The following is a 13,256-nucleotide window of genomic DNA, read 5'->3' on the forward strand; positions in this document are numbered from 1 at the left end:
CCACACCCCATAAAGCTTGCCCGCGAAAGGAATCTAGACATGAGCGCGATTCGCGTCGGATCAGCCCCCGACTCCTGGGGCGTGTGGTTTCCGGACGATCCACAGCAGACCCCTTACACACGATTCCTCGACGAGGTATCCGCGTCGGGTTACGAATGGATCGAACTCGGCCCGTTCGGATACCTTCCGACCGATCCAGCCAAGTTGACGGACGAACTCGGTGCCCGCGGCCTGAAGCTGTCGGCCGGTACCGTTTTCGAACACCTGCACCAGGACGATTCCTGGGATGCCGTCTGGAATCAGATCAAGGACGTCGCCAAGTTGACCGCAGCCGTCGGCGGCAAGCACGTGGTGGTCATTCCTGAGATGTGGCGCGATCCTTCCACCGGAGCGGTACTCGAAGACCGCAATCTGAAGCCCGAGCAGTGGCGTAAGAAAACCGACGGCATGAACGCTCTCGGGAAGGCAATGCTCGAGGAGTACGGCGTCATGGCGCAGTACCACCCTCATGCCGACAGTCACGTCGACATCGAGGACAACGTCTACAAGTTCCTCGAAGGGACCGACGAGCGTTTCGTGAATCTGTGTCTCGACACCGGCCACATCAGCTACTGCGGCGGCGACAATCTCGCAATTATCGACAAACATCCGGAGCGCATCGGGTACCTACACCTCAAGCAGGTGGATCCGGCGATAGTCGCCAAGGTTGAGGCGGAGGACCTGCCGTTCGGTGAGGCCGTCAAACTCGGTGCCATGATCGAACCGCCGCGCGGAATCCCCGACATGCCACCGCTTCTCGAGGCCATCGAGAAGCTCGGCATCGACGTGTTCGCGATCGTCGAGCAGGACATGTATCCCTGCCATCCCGACGCACCGCTGCCCATCGCAGCGCGCACCCGGAAATACCTGTCCACCTGTGGCGTCCCCGCCGTCCGTTTCAGCTGAGCAACACAATCGAGGAGTACCACCGCATGTCTGACAACCAGGATCTCCGGATCGCAGTGCTCGGCGTCGGCATCATGGGGGCCGATCACGTCGACCGCATCACCAACAAGATCGGCGGTGCCCGCGTCACCGTCGTCAACGACTACTCGCTGGCCCGCGCCGAGGAAATCGCAGCACTGACGCCAGGGGCGCGCGTCGTCGTCGATCCGTTCGATGCCATCGCAGCCGAAGACGTCGACGCCGTTGTTCTCGCAACCCCGGGCCCGACCCATGAGAAGCAGGTTCTTGCCTGCCTCGAAGCGGGCAAGCCTGTTCTCTGCGAAAAGCCGCTGACCACCGACGCGGACAGTTCGCTTGCGATCGTGAAAGCCGAAGCAGCGCTGGGCAAGAAGTTGATCCAGGTCGGCTTCATGCGGCGATTCGACCACGAATACACCCAGCTCAAGGATTTGATCGACAGCGGCGATCTCGGTCGCCCGCTCGTGGTGCACTGTGCGCATCGTAATCCTGCGGTTCCGAAGGGTTTCGACAGCGCGATGATCGTCAAGGACTCACTCGTCCACGAGGTCGACGTGACACGTTTCCTGCTCGACGAAGAAATCACCTCCGTCCAGATCATCCGACCGGCCGCGAATTCGCTGGCTCCCGCGGGTATTCAGGACCCGCAGATCGCGATCTTCGAGACCGAGTCAGGCAGGCACGTCGACGCCGAGGTTTTTGTCACCACCGGCGTCGCATACGAGGTGCGCACCGAGGTTGTCGGCGAGCTCGGCAGCGCGATGGTCGGACTCGACGTGGGACTGATCCGAAAGAGCAAGCCCGGCAACTGGGGTGGGCAGATCACCCCAGGATTCCGCGAACGCTTCGGGCAGGCGTACGACACCGAGTTCGCCCGCTGGATCAAGGCAGTCAAGACCGGCGCCGACACCGGTCACTACATCGACGGCCCCGGCGCCTGGGACGGCTACGCCGCGGCCGCGGTCTGCGCCGCTGGTGTGAAGTCTCTGGAGTCGGGTCAGCGCGTCGTTGTCGACATGGTTCCGCGAACCTCGGTAGCCGGAGCGTAAGCGATGAAGGTCGCACTCGATCCCACACCGTTCCACCACGATTACTCACTGCTCGAGCTTCCTCAGGTTGTTGCCGATCTCGGGTACGAGTACCTGCAACTCACACCGCACGTCGACATGATCCCGTTCTTCAATCACCCGAAAGCTGACGACGCACTCGTCGCCAAATTCCGGAAGGCTTGCGCGAGTGCGGGAGTCGGCATCGCTTCGGTGCTCCCGGTCCTTCGCTGGTCCGGCCCGGACGAGGACGCCCGCGAAGCAGCAGTGCGGTACTGGAAACGGGCCATCCAGATCACCGTCGACCTCGGAGTCAACGTCATGAACACCGAATTCTCCGGCCGCCCCGAAAATGCCGAAGAGTCCGAGCGTGCGTTCTATCGTTCGATGGAGGAACTGGTTCCGATCATCGAGCGCGAGGGAATCGACGTCCTGATCGATCCACACCCGGACGATTTTGTCGAAGACGGACTTGCCGCGATCCGCACGATCCGCGGCGTGAACTCCAAGAACCTCGGCATGGTGATCGTGGCGTGCCACCAATTCCACATGGGTGGGGACCTCCCCGCCATCATGGAGGCCGCCGGCGACATGGTCCGTCTCGTTCATGTGGCGGACACCATGGACCATCACCGTTCCCACGGACTGCGCTACATCACCAACCCGCCAGGCAACGCCGTTCGAGTGCATCAACATCTCAAGATCGGTGACGGAGACGTCAACTGGGACGAATTCTTCGGAGGCCTGGGAAAACTCGGCTTCTACGAACGTGAGAACACCGTGATGGTGTCGAGCGTCTTCGCCGAGAACGAAAACGCGCACGAGGTTTCCCGATACCAGCGCGAGACGATGAACGACTACGTCGCCAAGTACACCTCCCCGAACTCCTGAGTCACCAGACCACTAGGAAATACCATGACCAGCACTGATACTCGTGTCATCGCGCACTGGTTGGACGGCAAGCCGTTCGCCGGAACGTCCGAGGACACCGCCCCCGTCACCAACCCCGCCACCGGACAGATCACCGGCCGACTGGCCCTGGCGAACCTCGAGGACGCCCGCACCGTCATCGACGCGGCTGCCGCAGCCTTCCCCGCCTGGCGTGACACCTCATTGGCCCGGCGCACACAGATACTGTTCAGCTTCCGCGAACTCCTCAATGCTCGCAAAGGTGAACTCGCCGAGATCATCACAGCCGAGCACGGCAAGGTTCTCTCCGACGCCCTCGGCGAAATCAGCCGCGGGCAAGAAGTGGTCGAATTCGCTTGCGGAATACCGCATCTCCTCAAGGGCGGGTACACCGAGAACGCCTCGACCAAGGTCGACGTCTACTCCATCCGCCAACCCCTCGGCCCCGTCGGCATCATCTCCCCCTTCAACTTTCCCGCGATGGTCCCCATGTGGTTCTTCCCGGTCGCCATCGCCGCCGGGAACACCGTGATTCTCAAGCCCTCGGAGAAGGACCCCACCGCCGCTATCTGGCTCGCCGAACTCTGGGCCGAGGCCGGTCTGCCTCCCGGTGTCTTCAACGTCCTCCAAGGTGACAAACTCGCCGTGGACGAACTCCTGGAAAACAAAGCAGTCAAAGCGATTTCGTTTGTCGGTTCCACCCCTATCGCCCAGTACGTCTATGCCACCGGCACCGCCAACGGCAAACGCGTCCAAGCACTCGGCGGCGCCAAGAATCACGCGATCGTTCTACCGGACGCAGACCTCGACCTCGCCGCCGACGCAATGGTCAACGCGGGATTCGGTTCCGCCGGCGAACGCTGCATGGCAATCTCCGCCCTCGTAGCGGTCGGCGACATTGCAGATGAACTCGTGGCCAAGATCGTCGAACGCACCACTCCCCTCGTCACCGGCGACGGCACCAAGAACTCCGACATGGGTCCGCTTATCACCAAGGCGCACCGCGACAAGGTCGCCTCCTACGTCGATGCCGGCGAGAAGGACGGCGCCACCATCGTGGTCGACGGACGCACAGTTCAGGCCGATGGTGGAGTTGACGGCTTCTGGCTCGGGCCCACCCTCATCGACCACGTCACCACCGACATGTCGATCTACACGGACGAAATCTTCGGACCTGTCCTGTCCGTCGTGCGTGTCGACACCTACGACCAAGCCCTCGAACTGATCAACAACAATCCGTACGGAAACGGCACCGCCATCTTCACCAACGACGGCGGCGCTGCCCGACGCTTCCAGAACGAGGTGGAGGTCGGCATGATCGGCATCAACGTCCCCATCCCGGTTCCCATGGCCTACTACAGCTTCGGCGGCTGGAAGAACAGCCTCTTCGGCGACACCCACGCACACGGGACCGAAGGTGTTCATTTCTTCACGCGCGGCAAGGCCGTCACCAGTCGCTGGCTCGACCCCAGCCACGGCGGTATCAACCTCGGCTTCCCCGAGAACAGCTAGCCGGCAAGACATTTGTGGCCGAGACTCTCGAAGAGGCTCGGCCACAGATGTTTTCGACAGGGCTACGCGACGGTGGGGTGGTACGTCAGTACCTGAACTCCGGATTCGTATCGACGATCGTCCTTCAACTCGAGGACGATCTTGTCGGCCGATTCGGGGAAGACCCTCCCGCCGGACCCGAGAATGACCGGGAAGACCATCAGGCGCAGCTCGTCGACCAGACCCGCCGACAGCAACGCGTGGACGAGCGTCCGACTTCCCGCGACCAGGATTTCGCCGTCGATCTGCTCCTTCAGCTTCGGAACGGATTCCTCGATGGGACCGTCGAGCGCCGTCGAGTTGTTCCATTCGAGCGGTTCGGTCGAACTCGTGACGACGTACTTGGGCATCTCGTTCATCTTGTCCGCAAAGCCTTGGTCGTCTTCGCGCTCAGGCCAGGCACCGGCGAAGCTCTCATAGGTCCGCCGCCCGAGTAGAAGGACGTCCGCGGCGAGGGTTTCGTCGAGTTTGAACTTCATCTGATCGCCCTCCTGGTACGGAAAGACCCATCCAGTGTGCGCATAACCCGGTTCGCCACCGGGCGCTTCCATGACCATGTCCAAAGACACGAATTCTGTCACCACGATCTTGCCCATACCGATCCCCTGTCGTCAGTGCGTGTGCGCCATTCGAGTAGTCGACTACCCCACTGTTGCAGACTGTGCGTGGTCGGGGAACTCATCCGGCGTCCGTCCACTATGACCGATGTACAAACCGAATCGTCTGTTTTCGGTCCCCGCGCTTGCGTGGCGATTCGGACGTTCACTCTGGTTCGCATACCCTCGTATATCGATGATGTGGCGTCGAAAGTGTGCAGTGGCAGTGGCCGGAACAGTGCTCTCAGGGAGCATTGCGTTTTCCGGTGTCGTAGGTAGCTCGGGAATCGCCGGCGCCCAACCGGCCCCGCCGCCGCCGACCACCACCGAGGCGCCGTTCACAACACCCAACACCGACAGCTGCCCCTTCACGAGTAGCCCGGCACCGGCGATCGATCTCTCCGAAGCTCCCGCGCCCGGATCCACGGCCCCAACTGCTGTACCGATTCCGGAAAGCCCCGTCGGTGGAGACAAGCTCGGCGGGTGTGGCGTTGTGCTCCCTGACGGCGCTCCCCCGCTCCCGGCCGACATCGCGGCATCCGGATGGGTACTTGCGGACGCTGAAACCGGTGAGGTCCTCGCCGCCAAAGATCCGCACGGTCGCTACCGCCCGGCCAGCACCATCAAGATGCTGTTGGCTCTCGTCGCGCTCGACGAACTCGATCTCGACACCGAAATCACCGCAACGGCCGAAGACGCGGACGCCGAAGGCAGTGCCGTCGGCATCGGCAAGGGCGGTAAGTACACCAACCGGCAGTTGATGCAAGGTCTGGTAATGGCGTCGGGGAACGATGCAGCGCATGCTCTTGCCCGCCAACTCGGCGGAGACGCTGCGGCCGTGTCGAAGATGAACGCCCTCGCCGCCGACCTCGGCGCCCTCGATACCCGCACGGCAACTCCGTCCGGACTCGACGGCCCGGGGATGAGCAGCTCACCGTACGACCTGGCCGTGATATTCCATACCGCCCTGCAGAACCCGACATTCGCCGGTCTGATCCATACCGAGACCGTCGAGTTCCCCGGCTTCCCCAAGGACCCGACAATTCCCGATGATCAGGACCGGCCCGGATTCACTCTCGCCAACGACAATCAGCTGCTCTACAACTACGACGGTGCACTCGGCGGCAAGACCGGCTTCACCGACGACGCCCGCCACACGTACGTGGGTGCCGCGGAGCGTAACGGCCGGAAACTACTGGTGACATTGATGGGCGGCGAAGCCAAGCCGATCCGTCCGTGGGAACAAGCTGCCCGTCTACTCGACTACGGATATGCACTCCCCGCGAGCACAACCGTCGGCTCGTTGACGGACCGATCGACCGACGATTCCACGCCCGATGTCACTCGCACACCGTCCGCCGCTGCACCAGGCTCGATCTCGGCTGCACCCACCGCTACCGACGCCGAGTCCGACACCACTGACCGCATCCTCATCGGTGCGGTCGGCGGAGTAGTGGTGATCGCGCTGGTAGCGGGAGCAGTCGCCCTCAACCGTCGACGGCGCTAGCGCGGCCGACGACGCAGCAAGCCCGAAAGACCCAGGCCGGCAACCGCACCCGTGGCGATCAATGCAACGGCACGCGACGGTGAAGCACCATCGCTGACAACCACGCGCGGCGAGATCACGGCCGGATCCGGCGGCGGAACGAACGCCAGAGCCATGCTTTCCTTTGTCGTCGCCGCCCACGCCGTGCAAAACAGCAGCATCCTCGACGCCGTGAACACGAACACGAGCAAACCGATGATCGGGCCGAATGCCACGCCCGCCGGGCCGCCGGTGACGGCAGCGAGGTAGATCGCACCCACCTGCTTGAAGATCTCGAACACAACCGCAGCGATAAGCGCAGCCTGCGCGGCGCTACGCAGCGTGACTGGCTCGCGCGGTAGCCGGGCGATCACCCACAGGAACACCGCCCACGTCGCCAGCAGGGACAGCAACAGTGAAACGACTCTGAGCCCCACACCGACACCGGTGATGTTCTCGAGGTTGAGCCACTTCACGATCTGAGTGGCTACCGGCCCGCTGCTCAGTGCTGACATTCCGAGCGAGACGACCATGGCGAGGGCGAGACCGATAAGTGCCCCTGCGTCACCGAGTTTGGTACGCACGAAACCCTTCGGCTCGCGCTTGCTCTCCCACATGGCCGTCAGCGCGTCGCGAACGTTTGCCATCCAACCCAGACCCGCGTACGCGGCACCCAGGAGACCGAAGATTCCGACGCTGGCGCGCGAATCGATAGCCGAATCGATCAGCGTGTTGATGGTGTCACCCAAGCTGCCAGGAATGCTCTTGGTGATCTGCTCCTGAATCGACTCCAGGTACTCGGGATGCCCGGCCAATACGAAACCAGCCACGGCAAACGCGACCATCATGATCGGAATCAGTGCCAGAACGCTGAAGTACGTGATTCCCGCAGCGTAGTAGTCGCCCTTTTGCTCTTGGAACCGTCCAGCGGCGCGAACCAGATGATCGAGCCAGGGTCGCGCTGCCCGTTGCTTCTCCAGAAAGCTGGGTGCGTCGTCGTCCGTGTCAGCCATTGCCGTCCCCCTCATGTTCGGTCAGGCGTCGTGAGTCCGAATTCGCGTCGGTCAGCCCTTCGGTGCCAGGAATCCGACCTTGTCATAGACAGCGGCGAGAGTGCGTGAAGACACCTCGCGGGCGCAGTGCGCTCCGGCCGCGATGATGCGATCCAGCTCCGCCTCGTCTGCGAGGTAACCGTCCACCTTCGCTTTGAGCGGGGTGACGAACTCGGTCAGGACATCAGCGGTATCGGTTTTGAGCTCGCCGTACCCCTTGCCTTCGTAACCGGCCACCAGAGTCTCGATCGGCACTCCGGAGAGAGCCGACTGAATGGTGAGTAGGTTGCTGACGCCCGGCTTGGCCTGCGGGTCGAAGCGAATCTCGCGCTCGTTGTCGGTGACGGCCGACTTGATCTTCTTCGCCGACACCTTCGGATCGTCGAGCAGATTGATCAGTCCGGCCGCACTGGCAGCGGACTTGCTCATCTTCGCGGTCGGATCCTGCAGGTCGTAGATCTTTGCCGTGCCCTTGATGATCTGCGGCTCGGGAACGACGAACGCCTTGCCGTAGCGGGTGTTGAACCGGCCGGCCAGATCGCGTGCGAGTTCGAGGTGTTGGCGCTGATCCTCGCCCACCGGGACTCGTTGCGGGCGGTACAGGAGGATGTCCGCGGCCATCAGAACCGGATACGTGAACAAACCGACACTGGCGTTGTCGCTGCCTTGCTTGGCGGACTTGTCCTTGAACTGAGTCATGCGGCTGGCTTCACCGAAACCGGTGATGCAGTTGAGGACCCACGCCAACTGCGTGTGCTCGGGTACCTGACTCTGCACGAACAGTGTCGCCCGATCGGGATCGATACCCACTGCGAGGAGCTGAGCCACCGCAACCTTGGTGCGACGACGCAGTTCCTTCGGGTCCTGCGTCACCGTGATGGCGTGAAGATCCGGAATGAAGTAGAAAGCGTCGAAATCGTCCTGCAACGGAACCCACTGCTGCAGTGCACCCAGGTAGTTGCCGAGGTGGAATGAATCCGACGTCGGCTGGATTCCGGAAAGCACGCGAGGCTTTGCGGTGGGCTTCTGTTCTGCAGGGGTCGACATGGTTCCGATCTTTTCACGAGTGGAAATCAGTGCAGTGGCGTGGTGCCCGGGTAGTCGAGTTCGACGAGGTCTTCACCGGTGGCGACGGGGTCGTCCTCACCGAACTGGTAGACGGTCCGGAAAACGACGGGTTCCCGTTCTTCCGAGTAGAAGTCCATGGTTCCGCGGAACCACTCCAACTGATCCTGTTGCTCGGACAGTAGAGAACCCGCGCCTCGGACCACAACTACATATCCGGCGCCCAATCCGAGTACATCGTCCAGATCTCGCATGACGTCGTCGAAAGCATCCTTGTTTCGCCCGAAGTGGGACGGAAACTGGAAGGCCGCCGCGAACTCGTCGAAGACCTGCGCCGTTGTCCGCATGTTCTCGCCACGAACCACTCGAACGACAAAATTCTCGCCACGGAGTTCACGCGCAAGATCATCCGCGACCGCTTGCTCGCCGCGCAGGGCCACCGAAGTCACGTCGGAAGACGGGTCCAGCCACTGCGCCACGCTGACGGTAGACGAGTCGGACATCAGCGAATCCTCACAAACGTGTCGTAGTGATCGAGGGTGTACCACGCCGAACCCTCGTTGCCGGTGACGATTCGCTCGGCGTCGCGGCCTTGGCCGTTCTTCTTCGCGTTGACGTCCCATTCCTGATAGACGACACGTCCACCACCCGCACCGACAGCAGGTAGACGCCCCTCACTGTTGCGGAAGGTGATGCCGCCCTTGGTGCCCGGCGCGTTGGCAGAATCCGGCCACCTCCCGGCGTCGATCTCCACGAGCGTGGCGAGAACTCGCGCCGGCGCATCGCTGTTTGCCTGCTGCGTTGTCTTGGCAGCGGAACTCGACGGCGCCGAACTTGACGGCGCAGCCTTGGTTGTGGCGCCAGGCTTGGCTTGAACACCCGAGGACTGGACGCTCGAGGACTTGGTGACCGACGACGCCGAACTGTCGGAGTCGCGAGAAGAAAGCGTCACCGCCAGCACAAGCGCCACCACGGCAACGACGACGGTGATGATGGCGTTGCGCGTTTTTGCGCTCGGCATCTTCAGACCTTCAGGCATCTGCGTTCCTACCGGTACGAGACGGTGACAGGTGCGTGATCCGACCAACGGAGGTCGTAAGCCTCAGCGCGTTCCACGACCGCGACCTTGGCCCGCTCGGCGTAGCCGCGGGTGGCAACCTGGTAATCGATACGCCACCCCGAGTCGTTGTCGAATGCCTTGCCGCGGTACGACCACCACGAGTAAGGGCCATCGACACCGGGGTGAAGGGTGCGGAAGACGTCCACCCATGCGGAGTCGTCGGCGAACAGAAGGTCCATCCATGCACGCTCCTCGGGGAGGAATCCCGAAGACTTCTTGTTGGTCTTCCAGTTCTTGAGGTCGAGTTCTGTGTGCGCGATGTTCCAATCGCCGCTGATCACCACGTGACGATCGGCAGCCTCGGCCGCTGCGGCGGTGGAGGCGAGGTGTACCGCGAAGGACGCCATGAAGCGTTCCTTCTCCTCCTGTTTCGGTGTGAGCGCCTCACCGGAGGGCAGGTACAAGCTCGCGACGGTCAGATCGGCGAAGTCCGCTTCGATGTACCGGCCGGCTTCGAGAAATTCGTCATCTCCGTGACCGATCCGTACCGCGTCGGGCTCGGTGCGTGAGAGCACCGCGACTCCGTTGCGTCCCTTCGCGGACGGTTCGGCCGAGACCAGGAACCATCCGTTGCCGAGTGCTGGTTCGAGGGTCTCACGAAGCTGATCGTCCGACGCACGCGTTTCCTGAAGGCAGATGAAATCCGCCGACGTCTTCTCCAGCCAATCGAGCATGCCCTTGCGGGCCGCTGCTCGAACGCCGTTGACGTTCACGGACGTGATGGTGTGGGGAGCAAGAATGTGGGAGTCAGCAGTTTGTGGCACGGCAAGCACCGTAGCCGATTCCACCGACGCGGATCGGCGCCAAGGTCAACGCACGGCCCTACGCTGCAGAATCACTGCAATCGCCAGCACGGCAAGACCCGCGACCGCCAGCAAAGACCCCACTGCCGCCGGCGCCGTGTACCCGTAACCGGCCGCGATCACGACGCCGCCGATCCACGCTCCGAAGGCGTTGGCGATGTTCAGCGCGGCGTGATTGAGAGAAGCAGCCAGGGTCTGAGCGTCCTCGGCGACGTCCATCAGCCGTGTCTGCAGACCTGGAACCATCGAGGACCCCGCGAGACCGATGAGGAAGACGAAGATCAGTGCCGTGTAGGGATTGCGCACAGCGATCACGAAGACCGCGAGGATCACCACGAGGGATCCCATCGACAAGAACAGACCCTTCATCAATGCGCGATCCGCGAGGTATCCGCCGACGAAGTTGCCGGCCACCATGCCCAGTCCGTAGAGCATGAGTGCCAGGGGAATGAACGAAGCGCCGAGCCCGGACACGTCGGTGAGCGTCGTACTGATGTAGGTGTAGACGGCAAACATGCCGCCGAACCCGACCATGCCCACGATCAGCGTCATCCACACCTGGACGCGGCCCAGCGCTCCGAGTTCGGTGATCGGATTCGTCACCGGCATGCCGTCCAAACGCGGAATCCAGACGAAGAGCGAAGCAACGGTTGCCACCCCGATCACGGCGACCAAAGCGAAGGCGCTGCGCCAGCCGAGTGCCTGACCGATCCAGGCGGCGACCGGTACCCCGATCACGTTGGCCACGGAAAGACCCATCATGACCATCGCCACGGCCTTGGCGCGTTTTCCCGGTTCGGCCAGGTGAGCTGCGACCAACGCGGCGACTCCGAAGTACGCGCCGTGCGGCAATCCGGCGACGAAGCGAGCCATCATCAGCGTCGTGTACGAGGGAGCGAAAACCGAGGCGGCATTGCCGACGGTGAAGGCGACCATGAGCGCGATCAACAGTGTGCGGCGCGGTACCCGTGCGGTGAGAGCAGCGATCAGCGGAGCGCCGACGACAACCCCGAGCGCGTACGCGGAGATCACGTGGCCTGCGATGGGTTCCGAGACACCGAGCCCGGATGCCATTTCCGGGAGCAGTCCCATGGCGACGAACTCGGTGGTGCCGATACCGAAACCGCCGAGGGCGAGAGCGAGCATCGCCGGACCTCTGGCGGAACGAACCCCGGGTGTCGAGGCGTCAGAACGGGAGAGGGTAGACGAAGTCACTGATCAATTGTGATCTCACACCTGGTTGAACTTCCAAGTGAGAGCGGGTGAGTTCACTCACGTGAGACCGCGAACACAAATGGGACGCCCGGTTTCCCGGACGTCCCATTCGAAAGGTGAAGCGGTGAATCTACTTCGCGGCCATGGCCTTCTGCAGGTTCACGTCGAGTGCGCCGAGGAACTCCTCGGTGGTCAGGTAGCCCTGATCTCCGCCGACCAGCATCGAGAGGTCCTTGGTCATCTGGCCGCTTTCGACGGTCTTGATGACAACGTCTTCGAGCGCCTGCGCGAAGCCGATGACCTCAGGAGTGCTGTCGAGCTTGCCACGGTGCTCGAGCCCACGGGTCCACGCGAAGATGGACGCGATCGGGTTGGTCGAGGTGGGCTTGCCCTGCTGGTGCTGACGGTAGTGACGCGTCACGGTGCCGTGAGCAGCCTCTGCCTCACAGGTCCGTCCGTCCGGTGTCAGCAGAACCGACGTCATGAGGCCGAGCGAGCCGAAGCCCTGGGCCACGGTGTCGGACTGGACGTCACCGTCGTAGTTCTTGCATGCCCAGACGTAGCCGCCCTCCCACTTGAGTGCGGAAGCGACCATGTCGTCGATGAGGCGGTGCTCGTAGGTCAGACCTGCGGCATCGAACTCAGCCTTGAACTCGGTCTCGTAGATGTGCTGGAAGATGTCCTTGAAGGCACCGTCGTACGCCTTGAGAATGGTGTTCTTGGTGGACAGGTACACCGGGTAGTTCTGCTGCAGACCATAGGTGAGCGACGCGCGAGCGAAGTCACGGATGGAATCGTTGAAGTTGTACTGCCCCTGAACGATGCCGCCATTCTCGGGGAAGTTGACCAGTTCGTGCTCGATCGGTGCGCTGCCGTCCTCGGGTGTGTAGGTGATCATCACCTTGCCGGGGCCGGGGACCTTGAAGTCTGTGGCGCGGTACTGGTCGCCGAATGCGTGACGGCCGATGATGATCGGCTTGGTCCAGCCCGGAACGAGTCGCGGAACGTTGGAGATGATGATCGGTGCGCGGAAGATCGTGCCGCCGAGAATGTTGCGGATCGTTCCGTTCGGGGAACGCCACATCTTCTTGAGACCGAATTCCTCGACACGTGCCTCGTCCGGCGTGATCGTGGCGCATTTGACGCCGACGCCGTGCTTCTGGATCGCGTGCGCTGCGTCGATGGTGACCTGGTCGTCGGTCTCGTCGCGGTACTCGATACCGAGGTCGTAGTACTCGAGGTTCACATCGAGATACGGATGGATCAACTTGTCTTTGATGAACTGCCAGATAATGCGCGTCATCTCATCGCCGTCGAGTTCGACGACGGTGCCCTCAACCTTGATTTTGGACATGGGTGCTTCGCGTCCTCCTAGGAAGTTTCCCTGGTTACACGGTTGCGGTCACACTTT

General features: G+C 62.4%; 13 protein-coding genes. 5 read left to right on the plus strand and 8 right to left on the minus strand.

The window, feature by feature from the left end:
* Positions 1-39: 39 nt before the first annotated feature.
* From ACWF6P_RS13575 to ACWF6P_RS13590, 4 genes are read left to right on the plus strand one after another with little or no spacing between them, the layout of a single operon-like run.
* Positions 40-945 carry a sugar phosphate isomerase/epimerase family protein gene (locus tag ACWF6P_RS13575; RefSeq protein ID WP_452621321.1) on the plus strand — a complete coding sequence of 302 codons (906 nt, stop codon included), beginning with the start codon at positions 40-42 and terminating at the stop codon, positions 943-945.
* Between the two features lie 26 nt (positions 946-971).
* The gene (locus ACWF6P_RS13580) at positions 972-2,012 is read left to right on the plus strand and encodes a Gfo/Idh/MocA family protein (protein ID WP_452621322.1); all 1,041 of its coding nucleotides are present in this window, start codon (positions 972-974) and stop codon (positions 2,010-2,012) included.
* A 3-nt stretch (positions 2,013-2,015) separates the two neighbouring features.
* On the plus strand, positions 2,016-2,900 hold the full coding sequence (locus ACWF6P_RS13585) for a sugar phosphate isomerase/epimerase family protein (RefSeq protein WP_452621323.1): 885 nt from the start codon (positions 2,016-2,018) through the stop codon (positions 2,898-2,900).
* Between the two features lie 24 nt (positions 2,901-2,924).
* Positions 2,925-4,430 (plus strand): CoA-acylating methylmalonate-semialdehyde dehydrogenase, encoded by a 1,506-nt coding sequence (locus ACWF6P_RS13590; RefSeq protein WP_452621324.1) that lies wholly within the window; start codon positions 2,925-2,927, stop codon positions 4,428-4,430.
* Positions 4,431-4,492: 62 nt separating this feature from the next.
* Here the strand turns inward: ACWF6P_RS13590 and ACWF6P_RS13595 are convergent, their stop codons facing one another.
* Positions 4,493-5,065 (minus strand): dihydrofolate reductase family protein, encoded by a 573-nt coding sequence (locus tag ACWF6P_RS13595; protein ID WP_452621325.1) that lies wholly within the window; start codon positions 5,063-5,065, stop codon positions 4,493-4,495.
* 196 nt (positions 5,066-5,261) lie between these two features.
* On the opposite strand from ACWF6P_RS13595, the gene ACWF6P_RS13600 reads away from it, so the two are divergent.
* Positions 5,262-6,572 (plus strand): D-alanyl-D-alanine carboxypeptidase family protein, encoded by a 1,311-nt coding sequence (locus tag ACWF6P_RS13600; RefSeq protein ID WP_452621326.1) that lies wholly within the window; start codon positions 5,262-5,264, stop codon positions 6,570-6,572.
* On the opposite strand, the gene yhjD is transcribed toward ACWF6P_RS13600, so the two are convergent.
* The 7 genes from yhjD to ACWF6P_RS13635 form a co-directional block, all read right to left on the minus strand.
* Positions 6,569-7,603, minus strand: coding sequence for an inner membrane protein YhjD (yhjD, locus tag ACWF6P_RS13605; protein WP_452621327.1), 1,035 nt, complete (start codon positions 7,601-7,603; stop codon positions 6,569-6,571). The two genes, ACWF6P_RS13600 and yhjD, sit on opposite strands and share 4 nt — an antisense overlap.
* 51 nt (positions 7,604-7,654) lie before the next feature.
* A complete protein-coding gene (trpS, locus tag ACWF6P_RS13610) occupies positions 7,655-8,689 on the minus strand; it encodes a tryptophan--tRNA ligase (protein ID WP_452621328.1) in 1,035 nt (344 codons plus the stop codon).
* Positions 8,690-8,715: 26 nt separating this feature from the next.
* Positions 8,716-9,210, minus strand: a complete 495-nt coding sequence (locus ACWF6P_RS13615; protein ID WP_452621329.1) for a barstar family protein — start codon at positions 9,208-9,210, stop codon at positions 8,716-8,718.
* The gene (locus ACWF6P_RS13620; RefSeq protein WP_452621330.1) at positions 9,210-9,746 is read right to left on the minus strand and encodes a ribonuclease domain-containing protein; all 537 of its coding nucleotides are present in this window, start codon (positions 9,744-9,746) and stop codon (positions 9,210-9,212) included. Before ACWF6P_RS13620 ends, ACWF6P_RS13615 begins: the two co-directional genes overlap by 1 nt.
* A gap of 8 nt (positions 9,747-9,754) precedes the next feature.
* Positions 9,755-10,600, minus strand: a complete 846-nt coding sequence (locus ACWF6P_RS13625; RefSeq protein WP_452621331.1) for an exodeoxyribonuclease III — start codon at positions 10,598-10,600, stop codon at positions 9,755-9,757.
* A 36-nt stretch (positions 10,601-10,636) separates the two neighbouring features.
* Positions 10,637-11,776: an MFS transporter gene (locus tag ACWF6P_RS13630; RefSeq protein WP_452621433.1), complete on the minus strand. Its 1,140-nt coding sequence runs from the start codon at positions 11,774-11,776 to the stop codon at positions 10,637-10,639.
* Between the two features lie 199 nt (positions 11,777-11,975).
* Positions 11,976-13,199, minus strand: coding sequence for an NADP-dependent isocitrate dehydrogenase (locus ACWF6P_RS13635; RefSeq protein WP_378447725.1), 1,224 nt, complete (start codon positions 13,197-13,199; stop codon positions 11,976-11,978).
* Between the last annotated feature and the right edge of the window lie 57 nt (positions 13,200-13,256).

The organism is Rhodococcus sp. NPDC055024, assembly GCF_053608585.1.

Bases quoted from the DNA above. Each gene is read 5' to 3' on its own strand.
- yhjD (WP_452621327.1), bottom strand. From the start codon at position 7,603: ATGGCTGACACGGACGACGACGCACCCAGCTTTCTGGAGAAGCAACGG.
- trpS (WP_452621328.1), bottom strand. From the start codon at position 8,689: ATGTCGACCCCTGCAGAACAGAAGCCCACCGCAAAGCCTCGCGTGCTT.
- ACWF6P_RS13630 (WP_452621433.1), bottom strand. From the start codon at position 11,776: ATGCTCGCTCTCGCCCTCGGCGGTTTCGGTATCGGCACCACCGAGTTC.
- ACWF6P_RS13595 (WP_452621325.1), bottom strand. From the start codon at position 5,065: ATGGGCAAGATCGTGGTGACAGAATTCGTGTCTTTGGACATGGTCATG.
- ACWF6P_RS13635 (WP_378447725.1), bottom strand. From the start codon at position 13,199: ATGTCCAAAATCAAGGTTGAGGGCACCGTCGTCGAACTCGACGGCGAT.
- ACWF6P_RS13580 (WP_452621322.1), top strand. From the start codon at position 972: ATGTCTGACAACCAGGATCTCCGGATCGCAGTGCTCGGCGTCGGCATC.
- ACWF6P_RS13590 (WP_452621324.1), top strand. From the start codon at position 2,925: ATGACCAGCACTGATACTCGTGTCATCGCGCACTGGTTGGACGGCAAG.
- ACWF6P_RS13615 (WP_452621329.1), bottom strand. From the start codon at position 9,210: ATGTCCGACTCGTCTACCGTCAGCGTGGCGCAGTGGCTGGACCCGTCT.
- ACWF6P_RS13585 (WP_452621323.1), top strand. From the start codon at position 2,016: ATGAAGGTCGCACTCGATCCCACACCGTTCCACCACGATTACTCACTG.
- ACWF6P_RS13600 (WP_452621326.1), top strand. From the start codon at position 5,262: ATGATGTGGCGTCGAAAGTGTGCAGTGGCAGTGGCCGGAACAGTGCTC.
- ACWF6P_RS13575 (WP_452621321.1), top strand. From the start codon at position 40: ATGAGCGCGATTCGCGTCGGATCAGCCCCCGACTCCTGGGGCGTGTGG.
- ACWF6P_RS13620 (WP_452621330.1), bottom strand. From the start codon at position 9,746: ATGCCTGAAGGTCTGAAGATGCCGAGCGCAAAAACGCGCAACGCCATC.